The 25155-nt window shown below is 59.0% G+C and carries 27 protein-coding genes; 17 read left to right on the forward strand and 10 right to left on the reverse strand.

Features of this window, described 5'->3' with window-relative positions:
* The first annotated feature begins 236 nt into the window (after positions 1-236).
* Entirely contained in the window at positions 237-1391 is a 1155-nt protein-coding gene (locus AB4Z20_RS07210) for an alpha/beta hydrolase (RefSeq protein ID WP_442089618.1), read from the forward strand.
* A gap of 113 nt (positions 1392-1504) precedes the next feature.
* Here the strand turns inward: AB4Z20_RS07210 and AB4Z20_RS07215 are convergent, their stop codons facing one another.
* The gene (locus AB4Z20_RS07215; protein WP_442089619.1) at positions 1505-2389 is read right to left on the reverse strand and encodes a LysR substrate-binding domain-containing protein; all 885 of its coding nucleotides are present in this window, start codon (positions 2387-2389) and stop codon (positions 1505-1507) included.
* A 105-nt stretch (positions 2390-2494) separates the two neighbouring features.
* Here AB4Z20_RS07215 and AB4Z20_RS07220 point away from each other — a divergent pair, with 105 nt between their 5' ends.
* Positions 2495-2944, forward strand: coding sequence for a PACE efflux transporter (locus AB4Z20_RS07220; protein ID WP_442089620.1), 450 nt, complete (start codon positions 2495-2497; stop codon positions 2942-2944).
* 31 nt (positions 2945-2975) lie between these two features.
* Here the strand turns inward: AB4Z20_RS07220 and AB4Z20_RS07225 are convergent, their stop codons facing one another.
* On the reverse strand, positions 2976-3419 hold the full coding sequence (locus tag AB4Z20_RS07225) for a hypothetical protein (protein WP_053180632.1): 444 nt from the start codon (positions 3417-3419) through the stop codon (positions 2976-2978).
* A gap of 181 nt (positions 3420-3600) precedes the next feature.
* Here AB4Z20_RS07225 and AB4Z20_RS07230 point away from each other — a divergent pair, with 181 nt between their 5' ends.
* From AB4Z20_RS07230 to AB4Z20_RS07245, 4 genes are all read left to right on the forward strand, one after another.
* Positions 3601-4011: a hypothetical protein gene (locus tag AB4Z20_RS07230; protein WP_442089621.1), complete on the forward strand. Its 411-nt coding sequence runs from the start codon at positions 3601-3603 to the stop codon at positions 4009-4011.
* A 37-nt stretch (positions 4012-4048) separates the two neighbouring features.
* Positions 4049-4417, forward strand: a complete 369-nt coding sequence (locus AB4Z20_RS07235; RefSeq protein WP_442089622.1) for a hypothetical protein — start codon at positions 4049-4051, stop codon at positions 4415-4417.
* Positions 4418-4663: 246 nt separating this feature from the next.
* Complete coding sequence (locus AB4Z20_RS07240; protein WP_320389139.1) at positions 4664-5329, forward strand: PDZ domain-containing protein; 666 nt, start codon at positions 4664-4666, stop codon at positions 5327-5329.
* 91 nt (positions 5330-5420) lie between these two features.
* Positions 5421-5690 (forward strand): YceK/YidQ family lipoprotein, encoded by a 270-nt coding sequence (locus AB4Z20_RS07245; RefSeq protein WP_212799784.1) that lies wholly within the window; start codon positions 5421-5423, stop codon positions 5688-5690.
* A 121-nt stretch (positions 5691-5811) separates the two neighbouring features.
* Here AB4Z20_RS07245 and AB4Z20_RS07250 read toward each other — a convergent pair whose 3' ends face one another.
* Complete coding sequence (locus AB4Z20_RS07250) at positions 5812-6240, reverse strand: DUF2628 domain-containing protein (RefSeq protein ID WP_003203778.1); 429 nt, start codon at positions 6238-6240, stop codon at positions 5812-5814.
* A gap of 237 nt (positions 6241-6477) precedes the next feature.
* Positions 6478-7392, reverse strand: coding sequence for a LysR substrate-binding domain-containing protein (locus tag AB4Z20_RS07255; protein WP_442089623.1), 915 nt, complete (start codon positions 7390-7392; stop codon positions 6478-6480).
* 109 nt (positions 7393-7501) lie between these two features.
* Between AB4Z20_RS07255 and AB4Z20_RS07260 the strand changes: the two genes are divergently transcribed.
* From AB4Z20_RS07260 to AB4Z20_RS07275, 4 genes are all read left to right on the forward strand, one after another.
* On the forward strand, positions 7502-8587 hold the full coding sequence (locus tag AB4Z20_RS07260) for a TauD/TfdA family dioxygenase (RefSeq protein ID WP_214510601.1): 1086 nt from the start codon (positions 7502-7504) through the stop codon (positions 8585-8587).
* 4 nt (positions 8588-8591) lie between these two features.
* Positions 8592-9356 carry a sulfite exporter TauE/SafE family protein gene (locus AB4Z20_RS07265; protein WP_214510602.1) on the forward strand — a complete coding sequence of 255 codons (765 nt, stop codon included), beginning with the start codon at positions 8592-8594 and terminating at the stop codon, positions 9354-9356.
* 93 nt (positions 9357-9449) lie between these two features.
* Complete coding sequence (locus AB4Z20_RS07270) at positions 9450-10160, forward strand: AzlC family ABC transporter permease (protein WP_109754629.1); 711 nt, start codon at positions 9450-9452, stop codon at positions 10158-10160.
* Positions 10157-10465: an AzlD family protein gene (locus tag AB4Z20_RS07275; RefSeq protein WP_214510603.1), complete on the forward strand. Its 309-nt coding sequence runs from the start codon at positions 10157-10159 to the stop codon at positions 10463-10465. Before AB4Z20_RS07270 ends, AB4Z20_RS07275 begins: the two co-directional genes overlap by 4 nt.
* A 53-nt stretch (positions 10466-10518) precedes the next feature.
* Here AB4Z20_RS07275 and AB4Z20_RS07280 read toward each other — a convergent pair whose 3' ends face one another.
* Positions 10519-10725 carry a hypothetical protein gene (locus tag AB4Z20_RS07280; RefSeq protein ID WP_442089624.1) on the reverse strand — a complete coding sequence of 69 codons (207 nt, stop codon included), beginning with the start codon at positions 10723-10725 and terminating at the stop codon, positions 10519-10521.
* 232 nt (positions 10726-10957) lie between these two features.
* Entirely contained in the window at positions 10958-12169 is a 1212-nt protein-coding gene (locus tag AB4Z20_RS07285; RefSeq protein ID WP_258688832.1) for an MFS transporter, read from the reverse strand.
* 129 nt (positions 12170-12298) lie between these two features.
* On the opposite strand from AB4Z20_RS07285, the gene AB4Z20_RS07290 reads away from it, so the two are divergent.
* The gene (locus AB4Z20_RS07290) at positions 12299-12808 is read left to right on the forward strand and encodes an anti-virulence regulator CigR family protein (protein ID WP_214510605.1); all 510 of its coding nucleotides are present in this window, start codon (positions 12299-12301) and stop codon (positions 12806-12808) included.
* A gap of 734 nt (positions 12809-13542) precedes the next feature.
* Here AB4Z20_RS07290 and AB4Z20_RS07295 read toward each other — a convergent pair.
* Positions 13543-15387, reverse strand: a complete 1845-nt coding sequence (locus tag AB4Z20_RS07295) for a sigma-54-dependent Fis family transcriptional regulator (RefSeq protein WP_253476454.1) — start codon at positions 15385-15387, stop codon at positions 13543-13545.
* A gap of 420 nt (positions 15388-15807) precedes the next feature.
* Here AB4Z20_RS07295 and AB4Z20_RS07300 point away from each other — a divergent pair, with 420 nt between their 5' ends.
* The 6 genes from AB4Z20_RS07300 to AB4Z20_RS07325 are packed head-to-tail and all read left to right on the forward strand — an operon-like array spanning position 15808 to position 21759.
* On the forward strand, positions 15808-16902 hold the full coding sequence (locus AB4Z20_RS07300; RefSeq protein WP_442089625.1) for an ABC transporter ATP-binding protein: 1095 nt from the start codon (positions 15808-15810) through the stop codon (positions 16900-16902).
* Positions 16902-18011 (forward strand): ABC transporter ATP-binding protein, encoded by a 1110-nt coding sequence (locus AB4Z20_RS07305; RefSeq protein WP_253476452.1) that lies wholly within the window; start codon positions 16902-16904, stop codon positions 18009-18011. Before AB4Z20_RS07300 ends, AB4Z20_RS07305 begins: the two co-directional genes overlap by 1 nt.
* Positions 18008-18874, forward strand: coding sequence for a carbohydrate ABC transporter permease (locus AB4Z20_RS07310; RefSeq protein ID WP_214510608.1), 867 nt, complete (start codon positions 18008-18010; stop codon positions 18872-18874). Before AB4Z20_RS07305 ends, AB4Z20_RS07310 begins: the two co-directional genes overlap by 4 nt.
* 10 nt (positions 18875-18884) lie before the next feature.
* Complete coding sequence (locus tag AB4Z20_RS07315; protein WP_214510609.1) at positions 18885-19685, forward strand: carbohydrate ABC transporter permease; 801 nt, start codon at positions 18885-18887, stop codon at positions 19683-19685.
* A 10-nt stretch (positions 19686-19695) separates the two neighbouring features.
* Positions 19696-19968, forward strand: coding sequence for a DUF2160 domain-containing protein (locus AB4Z20_RS07320; protein WP_442089626.1), 273 nt, complete (start codon positions 19696-19698; stop codon positions 19966-19968).
* 48 nt (positions 19969-20016) lie between these two features.
* A complete protein-coding gene (locus AB4Z20_RS07325; protein ID WP_253476450.1) occupies positions 20017-21759 on the forward strand; it encodes an ABC transporter substrate-binding protein in 1743 nt (580 codons plus the stop codon).
* Positions 21760-22158: 399 nt separating this feature from the next.
* Here the strand turns inward: AB4Z20_RS07325 and AB4Z20_RS07330 are convergent, their stop codons facing one another.
* The 3 genes from AB4Z20_RS07330 to AB4Z20_RS07340 all read right to left on the reverse strand — a co-directional run bounded on the left by AB4Z20_RS07330 (position 22159) and on the right by AB4Z20_RS07340 (position 25152).
* Positions 22159-23085, reverse strand: coding sequence for an alpha/beta hydrolase (locus AB4Z20_RS07330; protein WP_320389132.1), 927 nt, complete (start codon positions 23083-23085; stop codon positions 22159-22161).
* A 125-nt stretch (positions 23086-23210) separates the two neighbouring features.
* Positions 23211-24005, reverse strand: a complete 795-nt coding sequence (locus tag AB4Z20_RS07335) for a ChbG/HpnK family deacetylase (RefSeq protein ID WP_442089627.1) — start codon at positions 24003-24005, stop codon at positions 23211-23213.
* Entirely contained in the window at positions 23977-25152 is a 1176-nt protein-coding gene (locus tag AB4Z20_RS07340; protein WP_442089628.1) for a GNAT family N-acetyltransferase, read from the reverse strand. The genes AB4Z20_RS07335 and AB4Z20_RS07340 overlap by 29 nt, the downstream gene beginning before the upstream one ends.
* Positions 25153-25155 lie beyond the last annotated feature (3 nt).

Here is a 25155-nt window from a genome sequence, read left to right on the forward strand (position 1 = left end):
CAGGATTTGATCGTTCTTGCGGTTTCTGCTTTAGACTCCTTTCTGAAACCGCCGATTACCGCATCCGCACCGTGACCCAGGTCTTGGAAAATATTGGTCGCCAAATTCCTTGACTGGTGGCAAATTGACGCTATTCGTTTTTGTGAGGTTTGAGGTAGGCGGTCTTTTACTGAAAAAATGTGGATTGCTTTCTGTTTTGGTGCTCGCGTTAAACAAAATCAAAGGATGGAAAAATAATGAAGTTTTCGTTGTTGGGTGGTATCTGGCTTCTATCATTCAGCGTATTTTTTGCCGGGTGTGCATCTTCAGTTTCGTATCCGGCTCCAACTTCCAGTTCTGAGCAGTTACCTTATCCCACGCCGGAATACAGGACTGAAGCTTTTGCGCCAGTGAAGGTCAGCTATGCAACAAATAGAAGAAAAGCGCCGGATGGCAGTCTATTACCTGAGTTGAATGTGTCCGATGACCCCCTGTCTTATGGTCAGGAGACCGTTCTGATTCCTTTTAAACGGGATGTAGGAAGCTTTAAAGATTCACATAGTCCTGCATTTAAGATGTTAATGGAGCTTGGGGTCGTGGATGAGCAGGATGATCCAATTATCACCTTGCTTAATGATCAGTCGCTAACGTTGACTGAGGCTGACTTCTTCAAGCAGTTCAAGTCAGCGAAAGGTTTTAAAAGCGGTGATGTATTGCTTTTCGTACATGGCTTTAATGTGAAGTTTGAAGACGCTGTGAAGCGTGCAGCTCAAGTTTCTTATGATATTAATCCTGATTTGCAACCGGTGGTGTTCAGCTGGCCTTCTATTGGGGATCCGTTAAAGTACAATCGCGATTTTGGTAGGGCGTTGGACTCTGTTGATGACTTCGAAAAATTCATGTTGAAGCTGGTGGCTTCTACGCAGGGAAAGAGAGTTCATGTCCTGGCTCATAGCATGGGGTCAAAAGTAGTCATTCCTGCACTGGCTAAACTCTATTCTACTCATCCAAAACTATTTGATAAGAAGCTGGGTAATATCATACTGGCTGCACCTGATTTTCCCAGGGAGACGTTTATTCTAAAATATAAGGCCGCGTTTAGTAAGTTTGGCCGTGCGACAATCTATATGTCGTCGGAGGATAAGGCGCTAAAAGCTTCCTCTAGCACCTATCTTGCTGATCGAGGAATGCTTGGCTTTAGTGGCCCTGAAGGGTTTTTCTTTCCCGGAATTGACTCTGTTGATATAACTCGTGCGGGAGGTGTTGATGATCTTCTTGGGCATTCAAACTATGGTAGTTCGGCGCGTGTGCTAGTGGATATGCATGATATGATCGGAAGTAATTTGAGAGCTAGCAAAAGGAAAGGTTTTATCGTTGTGCCACCTTACAAGTATTTTTTTCTACAGCCCTAGTGGTTTTGGGGACTGGGGGGCGTGGGCAGAAACTCGCAGAGTCTAAACTACTAGCTAACAACGCACCCTAGGCTGCAAGCGTCCCGATTCGTCGGGACGTAGGCAGAACTGATTCAACCAATACTCCGCCCCAACAACCACTCACTAAACCCCCGCACCGTCGCCTGCCGCTCCCGTCCCGGCACACACACCACCGTATACTGCGCACCCGCCAAGCGAACCTCAGGGCGATATTCAATCAGCTCTCCACGCGCAACAGCCTCAGCAACCAGCACATTGCTGGCGAGCACCAGCCCGTGCCCGGCGATCGCCGCCTGCAGGGCGTGCTGTTCCTCGTCATAACGCCGGAAACGCGCGTTCTCCAGCCAGCCCAGGGTCTCGGCCTTGGCGCACCACGCAGGCCAGTCGACCGTCACCTTTGCACTGCTCAGCCACGGCACGTCGATCAGTTCGACGGGCGAGCCCGCGGCGGGCGGTTGCCAGCCGGGGCGGCAATAGACGCCAAAGTACTCGTCCAGCAAAGGCTGTTCGAACAACTGTGGGTCAGGCGTGAAGAGGGCGCGGATCGCCAGATCGATACTGGCGTCACGCTGCAGGTCGACCACGTCGTTGCTGGTATGCAGCCTGACGTCGATATCCGGGTACAACCGATGAAAATCCCCGAGCCGCGGTATCAGCCACAGGCTGGCGAATGCCGGCGTCGTGCTCACCACCAGCGACTGTGCAGCACAGGGCGGCGACAGCACCTGCAGGCCATGTTGGATATCAAGCAGGGCGCGGTGCATGAAAGGCTGAAGGCGCTCGCCGTCGGCGCTCAGGCGTACGCTTTGGCTGGAGCGTTCGAACAGTCGCACGCCAAGGAAGGCTTCAAGGCTTTTGACCTGATGGGAGATCGCCGCCGGGCTGACGTTCAGTTCCTGGGCCGCTGCCTTGAAGCTGCCCAGCCGTGCAGCGGACTCGAATCCGCGCAAGGCGGTGAGGGGCAGTTTGGCGAACATGCGGGTGGGTTACTCAGGTTGAGCGTGGCTCAATTTAGCTCAATTGTGCGCGGATGCTCAACTTGCCAGGCTGTGGTCTCCCAAGCCCAACCCAGGAGCCCAGCAATGCAAGGCACGCCCCGTAAAATCCTTCAGGCCATCCTCTACGAAGCCGGCGGTGTGCTGTTCGTGGCACCGGCGCTGGCGCTGACCTACGGTCAGGGCATGGGCTATTCAACCCTGCTGTCGCTGGTGATTTCCGCCGTCGCGCTGGCTTGGAACATGCTTTTCAATGGCCTGTTCGAGTGGTGGGAACGTCGCCAGCGCAGCCGCCATCGCAACTGGCTGCGACGACTGCTCCATTCCCTGGGGTTTGAAGGCGGCTTGACGTTGATCCTGACTCCGGTGATTGGCGCGTGGCTGGGCATCAGCCTGTGGCTGGCGCTGGTGACCAACCTGGGGTTGTTCGTGTTTTTCTTTTTTTACGCGCTGGTTTTTCAATGGTTGTTTGATCGAGTGTTTGATGTTCCGCTTTCGGCGCAGGCCGATCAGGGGGCTGCCTCTAGCACCCGCTGAGTCATTGGCATGAACGTGTACGGGCGGAACGTTAACGGGAATCCAGGTTGGCACCTGCCTGGCTGTCCCTTATTGTCTTTCGAGTCGCTAATAGCACCAGCCATAAAAAAGAGAGCAGCCATACATAGAATCCGTAGCTGTAGCCCGTGACAGTCACGCGTCCGTCTCCATCATTCCACATGTTCGTATACAGGTACGACGACAGACCGAGGAGTGTGGCGCACAAGGCGCTGATCAGGCGTCGTCTCGCCCTTTTGTCTGAGAAAAATGCCACGATGAAGAATAGATTGGCCAGCCAAGCGGCACTGCCATGCAATAGTGCTAGAAATCCGAAGCAGAGCGCTTCGTAGCCGTAGGTGACGCTCTCAAATTCCCATACTTCATTTCGAGTGTTGATGGCTGGCAGCATGAGGCTGACGGCAAAAAGGGCCAAGCTTAAGTCTCGAGCTTCTAATCGAAATGGGTGGAATTTCATCAGCTCTCCCTGCTGTAGAAAAGTCATCGTCCGACAAAGGCTACACCAAGAACGCCATTGCTCACATTTGAGCTAGGGGCAGCTCACCAGATGAGCCTTTCCTGGCCGAAAGTCGTTACAATTCGGCTCGACGCGGGGTATTCGCAACGCGCTGCATTTCAGTTGAATAAGGAAGTCCTACGTGAAACGGAGTTTCTCCCTGGCTCTTGTCGTCCTGGCTGCAACGCTAGGTGGCTGCGCCGCCAACATGCCGGCCAATGACCCATCCTTGGTGGGTTCATGGAAAGGCCTGCGGGCAGAAAACGGCAAATGCCAGTTCCTCTCCTGGAAAAATGACTTCAAGCCCGACGGTCGTTTCACCATCACCTTTTTCCGGGATGCCCAGCAGGCTCAGCCGATTCAAACCGAACATGGCACCTGGTCCGCTGCCAATGGCAAGAATGAATTGAGAACCGATGGCGTGCGTATGCCAGATGTCTACACGTACAAGTTGATCGATGTCGACACGGTGCACTACGTAAGTCTGGCGTCAGACCCTTCCGGCGATTGCCAGGAAGATTATGACTTCATTGAGCGCCGCATTCGCGGTTGAGCTCCTCGTTTAAATCAGCATTCCAGAGGGATCTCTTATGCGCTCATTTTTCGCCAAGACTTTTGGTGGTCTTACGACCAGCTACTACATTCGCCAGTTTCTTTTTGGGCTGGTGTTTACAGTGATGATCATCTCCCTGGCGGCCAACAGCCCCGCAGGAATCGGTGCGAAGCCTGGGTTGATCGTGTTGGCGATCATCAACACGTTGCTTTATCCGTATTCTCGGTTCGTCTACGAAAGTGTTGTCGGCTACATCATGGGCAACAATGTTTTTTTCGTGAATGCACTGTTCATGCTGATGATGAAGGCTTTCACCATGGCCATGTGCTGGTCGTTCGCGATTTTCGTAGCGCCGGTGGGGTTGGCGTACCTGTTCTGGCGCAACAGCCGTTCGGTCGTTGAATAGGTCAATAGCTCAACGCGTTTGCAACTGAAAAATGGTGAGAGTAGTCGATGCCTTGGATGCTTTAGGCAGGGCACTCGATAGAATCAGGATTGGGGAGGGCCGCGGGCATTTACTCAGTTTCTAGTGGTCTGTGCCCAGTTTCCCAGATGCCTGGCTGTGGAGAGGAGTAGAGGGTGGATTGGACAGACTCATGGCAAAACAGTAGCTTTCAATCCCAACTCAAAAACTCCACCATCAGGGATGGCTATGTCGCTCAGACTTGTTTCGCTAATGGCAGCCGTCTCCCCGTTGCTTGTGGGCTGTATCTTTCTGCCCATGGGAGCAGAGGAAAAGGCGAAGTATGCCGAATATCATCGTGCTACCGAGTCTCCTGCGACCTATGAGGCGATGGACTGCAATACGTTGTTGATTACTCGGGACAGCTATGATCAGTACCCCACGCCTCGAACAGAAAAAATCAGGCAAGTGATTCATCAAGTGGTCGCTCAGCGAGACTGCTCCCGCAGCAGCGCAATCCAGCCAAGCATTACCGCCAGTCCTGCTCCCACTGCGACGGCCGCGCCTGCCCCGATACCTGCCCAAAGCATTACCGCTCCCGTGCCCGTTGCGGCTGGACATCTAGGGGCGCATCTCGGCGTGGTCACACCTGCTGTTGTAAAAAGCTTCGGTTTGCCTTCCGAGAAAGGGGTGCTGGTGTTTGGCCCGGAAGCAGGTGCCGATACCGCGAAAATGGGGCTCTTGGCAGGGGATATCATTTTGGAGATCGCCGGTGCGGCGGTGAACAGTCCTTCCGAGGTCACAGCCATCATCGGTCGCATGACGCCAAGTGACAGTGCCTTGATAAAGGTCTGGCGCTACCGGGCCGTGACTGACGTTCGGGTCGTTGTTTCTGATGGGAGTACGGCGCACTGATGCAAGACATGTAACTTATGTCGCCCGTTTCACAGGGCTTGGAGTAGAGTGCGGATCGCCCTTCTTCCGGCCCGTATTCGTGAGTGATCGCATGAAATTGTTCCTAGGCATATTGGCCGTTGTGCTGCTGGCAGGTTGTTCGACGCTCTCTGAAACCTTCGATGATCGTCCACGTTGTGGTCCCCATCCGTATTGCGGGTCCTCCACCGATATTGAAGTGATCAAGGCCGCAACGGATGAAAACGCCGGAGTGTTTCGTGCCTTGGTGCCATTGGCGTTGATTGACCTGCCGTTCAGCTTGGTCGCCGATACGCTATTGCTGCCGTATACCGTGTTTGCTGAAGAACCGACTCGGAACTAATCGGGCCCGCCCGAAGACTTCGCAGGTCCGTAGGCTGGGTTATCCAGATTCCCACGACTCAGAAACAACAAGCCCGCACACTCATGATGAGGTGCGGGCTCTTGATGACCCAAGCCTGCAATCAGAGACGCATGCCTTTGAACGGGTTCCAGCCTTGCTCGCCTTTCACTTCCTTGAGGTAGTAGGCGTAGTTGGCCATGAGTGCGTACATCATCGACAGGGCGATGCTCAGGCCTGTACTCAACGGCCGGGGAAATTCCATGCCGAGGATTGCGAAAATCACGCTCAATGCGATATTGATCGCCAGGAAAATACCCAGCAGGGCGAGGTTTTTCTTCCAGAGACCGAGGACGAACAGGTAGATAGGGCCAAAGAAAAACGCAATCACGTTGGCGTTGATGAGGATTTTCTTCTTGACGCCAGGCAGCGTCTTGACGGCTTCCTTGTAGCGCGGGTCGTTTGGTGCGCCATAGGTTTCAAAGAAGTCAAAGCGTTCCTGCCACTTGGCGCTGTATTTACCCGTGCTTTGTACTTGTTCAGTTGTGCTCATTTTGCAAGGCTCCTGCTTTCCATTAGTAATTTTTCTTTCTTCCAAGAAATCCTGTGCTCTGTTTCCAGCGCATTGATTGCTTTGATCTTTGACGAAGGGCGCGAGTGAATCGCCTGAGGTGCTTATTTTGCCGTTTTATGGCCCTTGGTGTGGAACATTCCGCATTTGCCGTTTGAGCGGTCGCCTGGTCTGTGACGTGCTTCACTCTATTTTTTCAACGGGGGCACCGGCCGACCTTCAGGAGCGGCTGACGCTGTCACCGTAGACACGGATCATGTCCAGCAGGTTCTTGACCCGCAACGGCAGGTTGCCGGCTGGATAGACCGCATGCATGCGCGGGTCTTCACCCGTGCTGGAGGTCAGCTTGTACTCGGGGAACACCCGCGCCAGGCGTCCCGCCGCCACTTCCGGCTCCGCCAGCCAGTCGGCCAGGCGGGCAATCCCGGCACCGGCCAGCGCAGCCTGGAACACCGCCGCGCCGGAACTGAAGCGAAACTTGGGGTGCACGCGAAAGCTGCCGGCCTGGCCCGGCCCACGAAAATTCCATTCCTTGAGAATCCGCGGCGCCGTGTGCAGGATCAATGCGTGCTGTTCCAGCGCCTCGATGGACGCCGGCAGCCCGCATCGCTCCAGGTAGCCAGGGCTGGCGTAGAGGTAGCGCGAATAGCTCCACAGCGGGTAGCCGATCAGGTCGCTGGATTGTGGAAAGGCGCCACGAATCGAAAAGTCCAGCTTGCCCTTGACCGGATCGACCGCCGCATCGGTGAAGATCACATCCACGCTGACATCGGGATAACGCTGGCTGTACTGGGTGATCAACCTGGGGACCACCGTGTGGGCCAAGGATTCCGGTGCGGAAAAGCGGATCCAGCCGGTGGCCAGGCCGCTAAGCCCGGCCAGGTCCTCGTCCGCCTCACGTTGCAGATCCAGCATTCTGTAGGCGTGGGGCATTAGCCGCTCGCCGGCCTCGGTCAGCGTCACGGCATTGGCCGAGCGATTGAACAGCTTGACCCCGCTGCGTTCTTCCAGCCCTTGAATGGCGCGGGTCAGCGAGCTGGGGGAGCGCCCCAGGCTGCGGGCTGCGACGACAAAGCTGCGCTTGCGGGCCACCGTCGCAAAGGCTTCAAGATCAGCCAACATATCCAGTGCCACCGGCTACCTCATTGCGCTTTTCACAATATGACATTGCAACACAAAAAAGCACCTTCCGTTAGCCTTCCTGCTCTCGGCACAAGGACGTAGATAAACAGGAGCGATGGATATGTCGACGCTGGATGAAACACTCAGAAAAGCAACCGGCCTTGCGGGCGAAGCGACCCACGAATGGCTGGTGCCAAAAGCCCCCCTCTCGACAGAACAGCCCTTGGTCGAATTACAGCTTTCCTACGAAGAGAAAAGAAAATTCCACAACGAACTCAGGCATTTCGCAATCGGCGACAGCGCCTGCGGCCTGCGGCAGATGCCGGCCCTCGGACGCTGCCTGGAACAACTGCTGGCTCCGGAAAAATCCCGCTTGCTGCGTGACTTCCAGCACTGCGACGAGGTGGCGCTGGTGATCCGTGGCCTGCCGGTCGACGAGCAGTTGCCGGCGACGCCCTACGGTGGCAACCCGGATCTTGCCGAACTGCCGGTGGTCGCCGGGGCGATCCTCGCGGTACTCGCCGTGCTCGGCACCTGCCCGGTGGGCTACCAGGGCGAGAGCGAGGACAGCGTATTTCGCCATGTCTCGCCCAAGCAGCAGCGGGAAACCGAGAAGAGTTCTTACGGCTCGCGCCTGGATCTGGGCATGCATGTCGACAATCCACACCTGCCGCTCAGCTGCGAGGCCGTGCAGCAGTTGTCCGCCTGTCCCGAGTACCTGAGCCTGACCGGCTTGCGCTGTGAACTGACGGTGCCGACGCGGATCGTCGCGATTGCCGACGTGCTCAACATGCTGCCGGACTTCGTCGAGCAGGAGCTGCTGCGCCCGAGCTTTTCGGTACGCCGGCCGGACTCGTTCGCCCGCCAGGGCAAGGTCCTGGAACATGTCCCGCTGCTCTACCGGCCCAGCAGCGGCGGCCTGCACTGTCGCTACAACATGGCCAGCGTCAGCGCTCACTGCGAGCACTCGCGACTGGCCCTGCAACTGTTCGCCGCCGCCGCCAATCACCCCGACGTGGTCCGCTCGGTACTGCTGCAGCCCGGCGACATGCTGATCTTCAAGAACCAGCAGACCCTGCACGCGCGCGATGGCTTCACGCCGCGCTACGACGGCCTGGACCGCTGGATGCTGCGGGTCTTCGGCGTCAACGACCGCGAGCGTCTGCTCCCGCTCTCGACCACCCACCCCTTTATCGCCAGAGCCTGATTCAATGTTCGATATCGTCCTGCTATGTGTCTTCGCCTTCGCCGCCGGCCTGATCGATGCGGCCGTCGGCGGCGGCGGCCTGATCCAGATCCCGGCACTGTTCAATGTGCTGCCCAGCGCCCAGCCCGCAGCGCTGCTCGGCACCAACAAGGTCGCGGCGGCCTGCGGCACGGCCTTTGCTGCGCGCTCGTTCGTGCGCAAGGTGGTGATCGACTGGAGCCTGGTGGTTCCTGCCGCCGGTGCGGCCTTTGTCATGGCCTTCGCTGGCGCAGCGACGGTATCGATCGTGCCGCAGGCACTGATGCGCCCGGCGGTATTGGTGCTAATCATGCTGATGGCGATCTACACCTTCTGGAAAAAGGACTTCGGCAGCCTGCACAAGCCCATGCGCATCGGCACCAAGGAGAAGCTGCTGGCGGTACTGATCGGTGGCGCCATCGGTTTCTACGACGGTTTGTTCGGACCGGGTACCGGCAGCTTCCTGATCTTCCTGTTCATTCGCTGCTTCGCCTTCGACTTCCTGCACGCCTCGGCGTCGGCCAAGCTGGTGAATATCGCCACCAATGTCGCGGCGCTGCTGTTCTTTATCCCAAGCGGCAACGTGCTCTACTTGATAGCGCTGCCGATGGCGCTATTCAATATCCTCGGCGCGCTGACCGGCACCTGGCTGGCGGTGCGCAAGGGAGTGCCCTTTGTCCGCGCGCTGTTCCTGGTGCTGCTGGTGATTCTGATCAGCAAGCTGTCCTATGACCTGATCTCGGTGGGTTGAGTTGCCCATTGCCCCGCCAAACAGTGTTCGACAAGCAGATTCAGCCCCATACTCTCGTTTTTTGCATCGCAGATATTCAGAAGAGGCCCTGTTTTGTCGAATGTTGAACCCCACCTGCACGCGCTGACGTTGAATCACATCTACGACGGTTTCAAACAGCTGATCCCCATCTCTCTTTTCGTCGTTGTGTTCGGAGTGGCGTTCGGCCTGGCCGCTGCGCAAACGGGCTTGAGTGATACATCAGCCGTGCTCATGAGCACGCTGGTCTTTGCCGGCGCTTCTCAATTTGCCGCGCTGGACCTGTGGGGCCAGCAAGTGCCGGTCGTCCCGCTGATGATCACCGTCTTTGCTATCAACGCCCGGCACTTGTTGATGGGCGCGACGCTTTACCCGTGGCTGCGGGAGCTGCCCGTTGCCAAACGCTACGGTGTCATGCTGGTTGTTTCGGACGCCAACTGGGCCATGGCGATGCAGGCGCTCAGTCGTGGCAAGCCGGGGCTCGGGCTTTTATTCGGCGGCGGCATTGCGCTCTGGGTCGCGTGGATCCTGGGCAGTTGGCTGGGGCTTCATTTCGGCAGCGCCATTGAGAACCCGGTCAGTTTCGGGCTCGATATGGTGATGGGTTGTTTCTTGCTGGCGATGGTCGTGGGCGGGAAGAAAAACCTGCGCATGTTCATCATCTGGACCGTGGCGGCCTGCTCATCGCTGTTGGCTTACTGGTACTTGCCGGCGAACAGTCATGTCGTGGTCGGCGCTTTGGCGGGGGGCATTCTGGGCGCGCTGTGGATGGAGAAAAAACAATGAGCATTGAAACGGCGGGTTACGGCACCCTGGTGGTCATATTGATAATGGCCGCGGTGACATTGGCGACTCGGTGGGGCGGTGTTTTCGTGATGTCGTTCGTGCCGATCAACTATCGGGTGCAGCAGTTCATCACGGCCATGTCCGGTTCGGTGTTGGTGGCGGTGTTGGCTCCGCTGGCGGTTAAAGGTGACAACGGCGCACGCCTGGCTTTGCTGACCACGGCAATCGTCATGCTGGCACTGAAAAAACCGCTGCCGGCAATTGCGGCCGGCATACTTGCAGCGGCTTTAGCCAGGCAGTTCTGAAAGGTCGAGTCGCCCGCGAACAAGCGAGCGACGAAACCCCATCAACACCCAGGTCAAAAACTCAGCGCCGCCGCTTCCCCAAACGAGTGATCCTGTACCCCTGCCATAAAGTGCAGCGACATCTCCTGGGGGGCCTCGATGGGTGGAATTTCAAAACTCCCCACCAGCTGACCCTGAAGCGCACTCAGCCGCATCGACTCTTCTTCCTTTAACTTTGCCATTCTCGCGTGATTCGCTGCGATTTCGTTGAGAGTTGACACGGTACATCTCCGTTTGCTGACCAAGCATTGATTAATTTGCCGCCGCGTCAGAATTACGTCGTTCTTGGCTGCTGAGACAGGCCAGTGCAAACCCTGAGCCAGACGTGGCCGCCTGTTGGCCCCGACACTCGACAGGTGACGAATGGCGGGGCAGACGCGCATTGACGCCGGCAACGTTGCAACCATGCCTCAATAATAAGTCACTGATAATACAAACCGCTCCTCGGCAGGGTCAGTCGCTCTCGGCGCTGTAGATGCTCGACCGGTGTGTCGAATACCTGTGCACCACAACCACCCCGGCTCCGATCAGGCTGGTGGCAACCGCCAGCAGCACAATCACCTGCTGCGTTCCAATCGGCGCGGCCAGCACCGCGACCAGCAGGCCCGCGAGCGGTTGCGACAGGTTGTTGAGCAGCGTGATGACGCCGACGGTCTTGCCGAAGTCCTGGGGCGGAATCACTTGCTGGCGGAGGGTGCGGAAGTAGACGTTGAACATTTTGTCGAAACCGACAATCAGCAAGAAACCGACGACGTAGCCCCCTGTGTTCGGGCTGAGTGCGGTGATGAAGGCGCCGACGGCGATCAGCGTGTAGGAGAGGGCACCCAGCAGTTTCAAGGGCAAACTCACCCGGGCGAGGAAGAACAGGATGAGGATGGTGGTGACGGCACCGGCTGCCTGTAAACCTGCGTAGTCATCCTTGCCGGCGCCGTAATGGCCGATGACCATGGCCGCCGAGGTGGCCAGGGTGACGCCGATGATCAGGTTGACGCCCACTGCCAGGCTGATGATCTTTTTCAGTTCCGCCAGGTTGCGAATGTGGCCGAAGGCAATGCGCAGCGGGTTCAGCCAGAGGTCGTGATGCTGCGCGAAGGTTTCCAGGGTGACCGAACTGACGCGTTGCCAATACAGCATCGCCAGGTCTGCCAGCAGGAACAGCCCGGCAATCGCCAGCACCACCCAGTGCCACGCCCACACCTCAAGCAGCAGCGCAGCGATCAGTGGGCCCAGCACCAAGCCGGTCTGGTCGGCGATTTGCGAGTAGGACAGGGTCTTGTTGTAGGTGTAGTGCTTGAAGATGTACGGCATCACCACTTCGCGGGCCATGATGCCCTGGGTGGTCAGCACGCCGCACAGGGCCGAGAGCGCGACGATCCAATAGATCCCGCCGAAGACGCCATGGAGCACGACCGCCACCGCGCAGGCGACGGCGCGATAGACCTGGCTGATGTGCAGGATGCGAATCGGCGAGAACTTGTCGCACAGCGCGCCGCAGATCGGGAACGAGAGGTAGCGTGGCAAGGACTCGACGAAAAAGGCCAGGCCTGCCCAGGCGACGCTGTTGGTGGTCTGGAAAACAATCAGCGGGACGATGAACAGCAAAATCTGGTCGGCCAACCGGGAAAGGAACATCGAGACGAAAAAAGCCAGGTAATCCTTGCGCATGAAACTCCTTGATTGCTGTGTTCAGGTGTATCCGGTCCAGGCAAGCGGCGCGCAGTGTGATATGGAACTAATATCACCGTTAGTCTCTATATCTTTACAGGGGACATCCCTTTTTTGAGAGAACCTGCCATGTTCAAATCCCGCTCGTTGATTGCTGCAGTGACCTGTTTCGCCCTGGCGGCTGGCCCTGGCATTGTTGTCGCGGACCCGGGCAACGGCAAGGGAAATGCTCAATTCGATCAAGGTCCTGGCCACGGACAAGGAGGCAAAGGCGGGCAGGGCAACAAGGGCGGTCAAGGAAATCCCGGCAATAAGGGAGGCAAAGGCAACCAAGGCGGTGGCGGTGGTGGCGGCGATTGGCATAACGGCCCGAGCCTCGACCGCGGCGGCATCCTCGGTGTGATTGGCGGTTATCGCGATTACTGGAGCCCCGGCCCGGCGCTGCCGCCAGGCATCCAGAAAAATCTTGCACGGGGCAAGCCGTTGCCACCCGGAATCGCCAAGAAGCTCGATGGGCGACTCCTGGGGCGGTTGCCGCACTATGACGGTTATGAGTGGCAGCAGGTCGGCACGGACCTGATCCTGGTAGCGATCGCCACTGGCATCATCTATGAAGTGCTCAATGGCGCGTTCGACTAAGTCGGAGTAATGCCAATCAGTTAAGCAACACACCTGTGGGAGCGAGCTTGCTCGCGATAGCGGTGAGTCAGCTTGCGATGATGTTGGCTGTGCCGCCGTCTTCGCGAGCAGGCTCGCTCCCACAGTTTTTCCGAGTTCTTCTCGAACATCACATTCAGCACAAATCCCCTGTGGGAGCGAGCTTGCTCGCGATAGCGGTGGGTCAGCTTGCGATGATGTTGGCTGTGCCGACGCCTTCGCGAGCAAGCTCGCTCCCACAACTGGATTGGAGTATGACTGGGAGAGCCAGGTCGGCTGTCAGGCCGCCTCGCGAGCAAGCTTTGCTCCCACAGGTCCTGCTCAAACAGATTTGACGGGTGTACGACCGGGAGAACCAGGTCGGCTACTAGGCCGCCTCGCGGTGGACGTTGATCTCGGCGCCCCGTTAACCACGCTGGCCGAACGCAGGCATTGCGTAGTGGGCATCCCGGCATGGATGCCGGGATAGCCGCGCTGGGCCATGGATGGCCCTTCGCGGCGGGCCCACGGAGCAATGCCGGAGTGAGGGCACACCGAGCCTAGGCGAGGTGCCAAGTGGTGGGGCATGAAGCGTTTTGCTTACTTTTGCGCTTCTCAAAAGTGAGCCGCTGTAAGAGCGGAACCCTAAGCAGCCGTTACCGCAACAACGGATATGTACTCAATCAACAAGAGCAAGTCCAGCCATCGCGAGCAAGCCCACCCCCACAAGTTTCGTATCAGCTTTCAAGTTGCCGCAGCCGTTTGTACAACGTATTGCGGCTGACCCCCAGCCGTCGCGCCAGGTGTGAAATATTCCCGCCCACTGCCTGCAACTGACGGTTCAGGTCCTCGGCATCGTTGAGGTCCACCGTCAGCGGCTCAGGCGTTTCCACCGGTTCCATTTCAAGGTCGACAAAGAAGTCGTCGGGCAGGTGTTCCGGGCGGATCGGTTGTTCTTCGGCCATCGCCAGGGCCACTTGCAGCACGCTGCTGACCTGCCGCAGGTTGCCCGGCCATGGATGGCGTTCGAACAGGTCCAGTACCTCGCGGCTCAGGCCGGCCCATTGGGTCGGTTCGCGGTGGTGTTCCCAGAGGCGTTTGAACAGGGCCTGTTTGTCGCTGCGGTCGCGCAGCGGTGGCAGCTCCAGGGTCAGGCCGCCGATGCGGTAGTACAAGTCTTCGCGAAACCGCCCCAGTTGCACCTGTTCACGCAGCGAGCGGTTGGTGGCGGAGATGATGCGGATGTCCACCGGGAACAGCTCGGCGCTGCCCACCGGCTGTACGCAACGTTCCTGCAAGACCCGCAGCAGCCGGGCCTGGGTTGGCAGGGGCATGTCGCCGATCTCGTCGAGGAACAACGTACCCCGGTCGGCCTTGCGGATCAGGCCGATGCTGCCTTTCTGGTTGGCGCCGGTGAAGGCGCCTTTTTCATAACCGAACAATTCCGATTCCACCAACTCGGCGGGGATCGCTGCGCAGTTGACGGCAATGAACGGCTGCTTGCAGCGCGAACTGGCCTGGTGCAGGGCTTTGACGAAGACTTCCTTGCCGACGCCGGTCTCGCCGTGGATCAGCAGCGGAATGTCCTTCTCCAGCAAACGCTCGGCCTGGCGCACAGCCTTCTCCACACGGCTGTCACCGAAGTGCAGGGTGTTGAGGCTGATAGCGTTACTGGCGGGGGCCGGCGCAGGTGCTGTTTCGGTGAACACGCGAGCCTTGATCGACACCTGGCTCGGGCGCCTGAGCAAGCACTGGAAACGATTGCTGCCGGACGCTTGCAGGGCGAACGGCAGGCCGTCGGGTTGGTTCAGCAGTTCCAGCAGCGAGACCTTGAACAGGCTTTCGATGCTGACCCGCGACAGGCTCAGGCCCAGCAGGTTGTCGGCCCGACGGTTGGCGGACAGGACCTGGCCGCTCTCATCGAAGACCAGCAGCCCGGCCCATTGGCTGTCGAGGTTGTTCAGGCCGGTGTTGAAGGTCAGTTGGAAGTGTTCACCGCGAAACAGGTTGAGGATCAGCCGGTTCTCCACGGTCTGGCTCATCATCTTGACCATGCCCAGGGTGTGGGAGGGCGGCAGGTAGCTGTCGCTGGAGACGTCCAGCACGGCGATGACCTTGCGCTCGGCATCGAAGATCGGCGCGGCGGAGCCGGTCATGAAGCGGTTGGCCTTGAGGAAGTGTTCATCGTGTTCGATGTGCACAGCCTGTTCGCAGGCCAGCGCGGTGCCGATGGCGTTGGTGCCGGTGCAGCGCTCCATCCAGCTCGCCCCGGCGCTGAAGCCATGGGCCAGTTTCGGTTCGATGAAGCGCTGGGTGCCCCAGGAGGTCAGCACTTGGCCCTGGTTGTCGGCCAGCATGATCAGGCAGTTGGAGTTGCTCAGGATGTTTTCGTAGTACGGCAAGACTTCCTGGTGGGTGGTCTGCACCAGCGAATGCTGGCTCTCCAGCAACTGGGCGATGCCTTGGGCGGGCAACTGGTCGAAGGCCGGCACGCTTTGATGGTTCAGGCCGAAGGCGCGGCAACGGGACCAGGAGGCCTGGATGATGGCCTCGTGGGACAAGGCTGGAGCAGGTGCGGCCATGGGGCACTCTCGCAGGAGCTGTTTTTATTGTTGTGGCAAGTCTCGCACAGACTCCTTGTGCTGGGGCAGGCCTGAATACCACTTCATACACAAACCCTTGTGGGAGCGARCTTGCTCGCGATAGCGGTGGATCAGCAGCATTGATTTGGCTGACACACCGCTATCGCGAGCAAGCTCGCTCCCACAGAGGGCATGGCCAGGCTAGCCGAAAACGTTCTTTCAGTGTTGTTCAAAATTGTTCATTGTCAACCCGGGCGTTGTTCAGTTGTTCATTCATGGCTGTTCACTTGTGTTCATCAATGAACGTATTTTTCCTGCAGATAAGTGGAAATTTCAGGCTAATCAAGGGGTTGTGATTTCTGGCACGGCTTTCGCTTTCTAACTCGGGTCGCTTGACTCCAATAATAAAAAGGCCGAGCCATGTCATTAAAGCTTGAGCACATCTGTCGCACCGTCGAAGGCCAGACCTGGATCGACGATGCCAATCTGAGTTTCGAACCCGGATCCTTCAACGTCCTGTTGGGCCGCACGCTGTCCGGCAAGACCAGCCTCATGCGCCTGATGGCCGGTCTGGACAAGCCCGACAGCGGCCGCATCCTGATGAACGGCGTCGACGTCACCAAGCGCCCGGTACGGCTGCGCAACGTGTCGATGGTCTATCAGCAGTTCATCAACTACCCGACCATGACCGTTTTCGAAAACATCGCCTCGCCGTTGCGCCAGGCCGGTGTGTCCAACGAGGTGATCCAGAGCAAGGTGCTGGAAACCGCCAGGATGCTGCGCATCGAGAAATTCCTGCAGCGTCATCCGCTGGAGTTGTCCGGCGGCCAGCAGCAGCGCACGGCCATGGCCCGGGCCTTGGTCAAGGACGCCGAACTGATCCTGTTCGACGAGCCGCTGGTGAACCTGGACTACAAGCTGCGTGAAGAGCTTCGCCAGGAAATGCGCGAATTGTTCCAGGCCCGCCACACCATCGCCGTCTACGCCACCACCGAGCCCAACGAGGCGTTGGCCCTGGGCGGCACCACCACGATCCTGCATGAGGGCCAGGTGATCCAGAGCGGCAAATCGTCCTCTGTGTATCACCAGCCGCAAACCGTGCTGGCCGCCGAATTGTTCTCCGAACCCCCGATCAACCTCATGCCGGGACGCATCGCCGGCAACGAGGTGAGCTTCGCCAATTTCGTGCACTTCCCGCTGAACGTCGACCTGCGCCCGGTGGGCGAGGGTGAGTTCCGTTTCGGCGTGCGCCCCAGCCATATTTCCCTGGTGCCGAGCAACGACGACGACCTCGAACTGGCGGTGACCGTCGAGGTGGCCGAGATCAGTGGCTCGGAGACCTTCCTGCACGTGCGCAACGAGCATTTCCTGCTGGTGTTGCACCTGCCAGGGGTGCATGAGTACGACGTGGATGCGCCGATCCGCATCTACATTCCGACCCATAAACTGTTTGTCTTCGACGCCCAGGGCAAGCTGGTCCAAGCCCCAGGGCAGCGTATCGCGAGGGTTGCCTGATGGCCGAAATTCGTTTGCAGAACCTCGCCCACAGCTACACCAGCACCCCGGCGGGCCCCGAGGACTACGCTATCCGCGAGATGAACCACATCTGGGAGCAGGGCGGCGCCTATGCGCTGCTCGGGCCTTCGGGCTGCGGCAAGTCCACGTTGCTCAACATCATTTCCGGATTGCTCAGCCCTTCCGAAGGGCAGGTGATGTTCGACAGCAAGATCGTCAACGAGCTGACCCCGGAACGGCGCAACATCGCCCAGGTGTTCCAGTTCCCGGTGGTCTACGACACCATGACCGTGTTCGACAACCTGGCGTTCCCGCTGCGTAACCAGGGCATGGCCGAGGCGAGAATCTACACCAAGGTGCAGGAAATCGCCGAGGTCCTGGACCTGCAGAACCTGCTGGACAAAAAGGCCCGCAACCTCACCGCCGACGAAAAACAGAAAGTCTCCATGGGCCGCGGGCTGGTGCGTGACGATGTGTCGGCGATCCTGTTCGACGAGCCGCTGACGGTGATCGACCCGCACCTGAAATGGAAACTGCGGCGCAAGCTCAAGCAGATCCACGAGCAGTTCAACATCACCATGGTCTACGTCACCCACGACCAGTTGGAGGCCTCGACTTTCGCCGACAAGATCGCCGTGATGTACGGCGGCCAGATCGTGCAGTTCGGCACGCCTCGGGACTTGTTCGAGCGTCCCAGCCACACCTTTGTCGGCTACTTCATCGGCAGCCCGGGGATGAACCTGATCGAGGTCACGGCACAGCCCGGTGGCGTCGGCTTCGCCTCGACGCACTTGCCGCTGTCGGAAACCTTGCAACGTCGGGTCGCCGAAGCCGAAGGCAAAAGCCTGAAGGTCGGTATCCGCCCGGAGTTCGTGCATGTCTGGGATGGCCCTTACGACGATGCGATGCGCGCTGACGTGGTCCACGTCGAAGACCTGGGCACTTACAAGATCCTGACCCTCAACCTCGATGGCGCACCGCTGAAAGTGCGCCTGGCCGAAGACAAGCCCGTGCCCGAAGGCACGGCGTACATCAGTTTTCCGGCCCAATGGCTGATGGTCTATGCCGATGAGTATTTGCTGGAACCGTTGAGTGAGGTGCAGCCATGAACAAGGTGCAGAACAACAAGGCCTGGTGGCTGGTATTGCCGGTGTTCCTGCTGGTGGCTTTCAGTGCCGTGATCCCGATGATGACCGTGGTCAACTATTCGGTGCAGGACATCTTCGACCAGTCCAGCCGCTACTTCGTCGGCGCCGACTGGTACAGGCAGGTGCTGCTCGATCCACGGCTGCACGATTCGCTGCTGCGCCAGTTCATCTACTCGGCGTGCGTGTTGCTGATTGAAATTCCCCTGGGCATCGCCATCGCCCTGACCATGCCGACCAAGGGCAAATGGTCATCCCTGGTGTTGATCATCCTCGCGATCCCGCTGCTGATCCCGTGGAACGTGGTGGGCACCATCTGGCAGATTTTCGGCCGCGCCGACATCGGCTTGCTGGGCTCCACCCTCAATGGCCTGGGCATCAACTACAACTATGCAGCCAACACCATGGACGCCTGGGTCACCGTGCTGGTGATGGACGTCTGGCACTGGACGTCGTTGGTGGCGCTGTTGTGCTACTCGGGGCTGCGGGCGATTCCCGACGTGTACTACCAGGCCGCGCGGATCGACCGGGCCTCCAGCTGGGCGGTATTCCGGCACATCCAGTTGCCGAAGATGAAGAGCGTCCTGCTGATCGCCGTGATGCTGCGTTTCATGGACAGTTTCATGATCTACACCGAGCCGTTCGTACTCACTGGCGGCGGGCCGGGCAACGCCACCACGTTCCTCAGCCAGACCCTGACGCAGATGGCCATCGGCCAATTCGACCTGGGCCCGGCGGCGGCGTTTTCCCTGGTGTACTTCCTGATCATTCTGTTGGTGTCCTGGCTGTTCTATACCGCCATGACGCACGCCGACGCCAACCGTTGAGGCCCGCACAATGAGCAAGAAAAAGCTGATACCGCTTTTGATCTACATCCTGTTCCTGCTGGTGCCCATCTACTGGCTGCTGAACATGTCGTTCAAGAGCAACACCGAGATCCTTGGCAGCCTGACTTTGTGGCCGCAGGATTTCACCTTCCACAACTACAAGGTGATCTTCACCGACCCGAGCTGGTACACCGGTTACCTCAACTCGCTGTATTACGTGAGCCTGAACACGGTGATTTCCCTGGCGGTCGCGTTGCCGGCGGCCTATGCGTTTTCCCGCTACCGGTTCCTGGGGGACAAGCACCTGTTCTTCTGGCTGCTGACCAACCGCATGGCGCCACCGGCGGTGTTCCTGCTGCCGTTCTTCCAGCTGTATTCGTCCATCGGGTTGTTCGACACCCACATCGCCGTGGCCCTGGCTCACTGCCTGTTCAACGTGCCGCTGGCGGTGTGGATCCTCGAAGGGTTCATGTCCGGGGTGCCGAAAGAAATTGACGAGACCGCCTACATTGACGGCTACAGTTTCCCCAAGTTCTTCACCAAGATCTTCATTCCGTTGATCGGCTCCGGCATCGGTGTCACGGCATTTTTCTGCTTCATGTTTTCCTGGGTCGAGCTGTTGCTGGCCCGGACGTTGACCTCGGTGAATGCCAAGCCGATCGCGGCGGTCATGACCCGTACGGTGTCGGCGTCCGGTATCGACTGGGGCGTGCTGGCGGCGGCGGGGGTGTTGACCATCCTGCCGGGCATGCTGGTGATCTGGTTCGTTCGCAACCACGTGGCCAAGGGCTTCGCCCTGGGCCGGGTCTGAGGAGTCGATGATGGAATGGATGAACTGGACCGCCCCCACGGCGGCATTTTTCGGGGTTATCGCCTTGTTCCTGGCAGGCATGACCACCTGGGAGTTGCGTTCGCCGAGCATCCCTCGGCGTGGTTTCCTGCCGATTACCACGACCCGTGGCGATCGGTTGTTTATCGGTCTTCTCGGTAGCGCCTACCTGCACCTGCTGGTAATCGGCGCCACCGACTGGAGCATCTGGATAGCGTTCGCGTTGTCTTGGGTGTGGCTGTTGGCAGTGATGCGGTGGGGCTAGTCGCGAAGGTTCGCCGATCAGGCTCTTAAACCCAAACAGGAGGTCTCTATGTTCAATAAAAACAATAAGCTGCGACATAGCGTTTCATTGGCAGCCATGCTGGCACTCAGCGGGCTGAGTGCTGCGGCCTGGGCCGACGCCTATGAAGACGCCGCTAAAAAATGGATAGGCAGTGAATTCAAGCCGTCGACCCTGACAGCCGAGCAGCAGCTCGAAGAGCTGAAGTGGTTCATCAAGGCCGCCGAGCCGTTTCGCGGCATGAGTATTAACGTGGTGTCGGAAACCCTCACCACTCACGAATACGAGTCCAAGGTACTGGCCAAGGCTTTCACCGAAATCACCGGGATCAAGTTGAACCACGACCTGCTGCAAGAAGGCGACGTGGTGGAGAAGATGCAGACGGTGATGCAGTCGGACAAAAACATCTATGACGGCTGGGTCAACGATTCGGACCTGATTGGTACGCACTTTCGCTACGGCAAGACCGAATCGATCACCGACCTGATGGCCAACGAAGGCAAGGCTTACACTTCGCCAACCCTGGACATCAAGGACTTCATCGGCATCTCCTTCACTACTGCGCCGGATGGCAAGATCTATCAGCTGCCCGACCAGCAATTCGCCAACTTGTACTGGTTCCGTGCCGACTGGTTCGAACGCCCGGAGCTGAAGGCCAAGTTCAAGGAGAAATACGGCTACGAGCTGGGTGTACCGGTGAACTGGTCGGCCTATGAAGACATCGCCAAGTTCTTCTCCGAAGACGTCAAGGAAATCGACGGCAAGCGTATCTACGGTCACATGGACTACGGCAAGAAAGACCCGTCCCTGGGCTGGCGCTTCACCGATGCCTGGTTCTCCATGGCTGGTGGCGGCGACAAGGGCCTGCCCAACGGTCTGCCGGTGGACGAGTGGGGTATTCGCGTCGAAGATTGCCATCCGGTCGGCTCCAGTGTCACCCGTGGCGGCGACACCAACGGCCCTGCAGCTGTGTTCGCCACCACCAAGTACGTGGACTGGCTGAAGAAGTACGCGCCGCCGGAAGCGGCGGGCATGACCTTCTCCGAGTCCGGCCCGGTACCGTCCCAAGGCAACATCGCCCAGCAGATTTTCTGGTACACCGCGTTTACCGCCGACATGACCAAGCCGGGCCTGCCGGTGGTGAACGCCGATGGCACGCCGAAATGGCGCATGGCGCCTTCGCCGCGTGGTCCGTATTGGGAGCAGGGCATGAAGCTGGGGTATCAGGACGTGGGTTCCTGGACATTCATGAAGTCTACGCCTGAGAAACAGAAACTCGCGGCCTGGCTCTATGCGCAGTTCGTGACGTCCAAGACCGTGTCGCTGAAGAAGACCATCGTTGGCCTGACGCCGATTCGTGAGTCGGACATCAACTCCCAGGCGATGACCGACCTGGCGCCGAAACTCGGTGGCCTGGTGGAGTTCTACCGCAGCCCCGCCCGTGTGCAATGGACCCCGACCGGGACCAACGTGCCGGACTACCCGCGCCTGGCGCAACTGTGGTGGAGCCACATCGCCGAAGCCGCCAGTGGCGAGAAGACCCCGCAGCAGGCCCTCGATGGCTTGGCCAAGGACCAGGATGCGATCATGACGCGCCTGGAACGCTCCAAGGCCCAAGCCACCTGCGCCCCGAAAATGAACCCCGAGCGCGACGCGCAATACTGGTTCGATCAACCGGGTGCACCGAAGCCGAAACTGGCGAACGAGAAGCCTAAAGGTGAAACAGTGAGCTACACCGAGCTGTTGAAATCGTGGGAGGCAGCACGCAAGTAAAGCCCCGAGCGTGAAAACGAACGGCACCGAAAGGTGCCGTTTTTTTTTGCGTGCGCTTGTACCGCTATCGCGAGCAGGCTCGCTCCCACAGTTTTTCCGGGTCGTTCACRGACCTCGCRTACRCCACAAATCCCCTGTGGGAGCGAGCTTGCTCGCGATAGCGGCGGGTCAGCTTGCCGCGATGTTGACTGGGCTGACGCTATCGCGAGCAAGCTCGGCTCCCACAAGTTTTTCCGCGTCGTTCACGGACCTCGCATACGCCACAAATCCCCTGTGGGGACACTGATCTTGTAAACAACCAAAGAACTGTGTGGGGGAGATCTGTGGGAGCAAAGCTTGCTCGCGATAGCGGTGTGACCGTCAATGAAGGTGCTGGGTATCAGTCGGGGGGCTTGTGCGTTAGCCGGTCTTGGCCGAGCTTACCTGGATGGGCGATGGTTTGTTTTTCATCAACGTGTCCAGCGCTTGCCGGTAGTTTTTACCCGCCAGGCTCATGCTGTTGTTATGCGTCGCCCCCGGCACCAGCAGCAGGCGCTTGGGCTCCCGGGCGGCGTTGAACAGTTGCTCGCTGAAGCGTGGTGGTACGTAGCGATCGGCAGAGCCATGGACCACCAGCAGCGGCATGTTGATCTCGCCGATTTTGTCGATGGAATCGAATTTTTGCGACAACAACCAGCGCACCGGCAGGGACGTATTTGCCATCGCGGTGGCGACATCGCCCAGGGAGGTGAACGTGGATTCGATGACCAGGCCTCGGACCTGGGCAGCGCCATTCTTCGCGGCCTCCTGGCCCAACTGCGCAGCGAGGTCCACCGCGACGGCACCGCCCAGAGAATGACCGTAGATCAGCCGCAGGTCCGGGTCCGGTTGCAGTACCTTGAGGCGTTCCCAAGCGATGCGTGCATCCTCATAGACGCTGGCTTCCGACGGCAGATCCCCATGGCTTTTGCCAAAGCCACGATAATCGATAGCCAGCACCGAATAACCCAGCGCCCTCAGTTGCTGGATACGAAACAACTGGCCGGTCAAATTCCAACGCACACCGTGCAAGTACAGGATGGCCGGCGCATTCTTGCGTTCGGCCGGCCACCACCAGCCGTGGATATTTTCCCCGGTCTTGAAACTCTTGGGCTTGAGATCGAATTCCTGCACACCGCTGGGAAGCCCACTGAACCAGCTCGCCGTCCCCGGCTCGATGCGAAAGACCAGCTCGCGTTCCTTGTGCTGCAGCACTGCACAGCCCACCGGCAGCCCGACCACCATTGCGCTCATGACAAGGAAGGCCAGCCAGCGCCGCCGAAGGCGAGAGAATAAACGTAAAGGCATCGACGCAATTCGCTACTCGAAACAGAAGATGCCTTGTAGCAGATTCTCCGGAAGCGGCGCAGGGATTTCGGACGGTCGTGGCGAGGTAGCAAACGCCCTGGCCACAGGTATATACCGCGTCCCTGTCAGTGCACATCCCCATACTCAACCAGCGTCAATACCTGCGCGCTCCGACCGTACGCGACCTTGGGCACACCCGCCAGGCGCTTGTGCAGTACTTGGGTCAACGACTCGCCTGGCCTCAGGCTGGCATCGCCAAAATCCCCGTCCAGTTGCATCGGGTGCACGATGACCTCAAGCGAGCCATAGGCCGGTGGCGCGGCGTAGTCCAGGTCGGCCGGGGTGCAGACGTAGTCCGCTGTCGCGCCGCACAGGCTGTGCATGCGCCGGTTGAACAGGGTCTTGAAGATGCGCTTGGGCAGGGTCAAGTTCGCCCCCAGGTTGCGCGCCAGGCGCATGGGCACACCTTGCCTGGCGGCGAAGCGGGCCACCAGCTCGCCGATGGGCCAGATGTTGTGCACATGTTGATGGGAATCGAGATGGCTGGGACGCAGGCCGTGGTCCAGGCAGTGTTGCCATTGCGCCTGCAGTTCATCTTCCACTGCCGCCAGATCCTTTGAGCCCAGGCGCAGGCAATAACGCGACAGGTTCAGGTCGAACTGGCCATTGGTGTCGCAAAAAACCGCTCGTGAGGTGATCGTCTGGCCCAGCGGCGGGCCGTAGCTGAGGTTGAAATGCAGGCCTACGTGGCCGTTGAGCAGCGGTTGCCGGGCCATTTCACACGCCTGCTCGAAACCCGGCATGTTGGCCATGGCCGTGGCCGAACTGATCACGCCGGTCTCAAAGGCCCGCAGGATCAGCGCGTTTTCACTGAAGCTGAGCCCGAAGTCGTCAGCGTTGACGATCACTTGACGCGGCATCTGTCTTCTCCTGGTTTTTAGGGGGGGACGATGCCGTCGTCGCGGTCGGTTTGCTTCGGCGTTTGCCAAACCATGGCTTCAAGCTTTTCCATAGTCGCAAGGCAAATCCCAGGAGCAAGCCACCGGGCTGCCATGAATAGAAACTCCAGCGCCAGTGTTCCAGTTGGCCGGTCATGCGTTCGTGTAACTGATGGTTGGAGTTCTCCAGGCTGACCCGTGATGCGTCGATCCAGCGCCAGTTTTCGTCCAGCCCCCAGCGAATCCACTCCTCGAGCAACACCCGGCCGCTGCCCAGGTCGGCATGCTGCGGCAGGAATGCAAGGTTGTAGTCGTACAGCCGTCCCTGGTCCAGCAGGCCGAGGCGATAGCTGATGCATTCGCCGTTCAGTTCCAGCATCACCACCCGCACCAGGCCTTGGGCGGCGAGGGCGGTGAAGGCGAGGTTCATCCATTGTCGGCGCCCGGGGTCGGCGAAAATACCGACACCTTCCTCGCCTTTCCAGCTGACATCCTCGACATCGGCCAGGGCTCGCAACAATTGCCCCATGCTGATGGCATCTGGCGTTATTCGGCGGATCTCGGCACCACAAGCAGCGATCCGCTTGCGTGCCCGGCGCAGCTTATAGCGTGGATCGCCAGAGATCTCCTGATGGTCGCTGTCGCTGATCAGATGCACCGGAACCCGGCAACTGAGTCGTCGCTCTCCGGTGGAACTCAGCGCCATCCAGGCGCTGAGGACGCTTTGCTCACCGACCGGCTCGATCACTTCATTCAATTGCAGTAACGCGTGAGGCAAGTGTTGACGGATCTGCATCAGCGCCTGACCCATGCCTTCGGCGTCCAGGCGTGCCAGCAGGGCGATGCGGTCGGCCATGGGATAACCCAAATGATGCAACACCCGGAACCGCAGCCCGCCGATACGTTCAAGTCCTGATATCAGAGGCAGGCAAAGGCACAAGGCCTGGTCCTGCCAGCCCAGCAGCACATGCAATTGCTCTTCGGGCAACAGGGCGAATTCCGCCGCTTGCAGCCAGGCCAGGGTGTTGAACGGCGTTGCGTCGGCCACCTGGGTTCGCAGCTGTTCATAAGCTGATACAGGAAAGTCCGCCGCGCCCAGGGAGCGACACCATTGGAACCGGATCGCCATGGA

This window comes from Pseudomonas sp. KB_12 (genome assembly GCF_052114545.1).
Classification (GTDB): domain Bacteria; phylum Pseudomonadota; class Gammaproteobacteria; order Pseudomonadales; family Pseudomonadaceae; genus Aquipseudomonas; species Aquipseudomonas brassicacearum.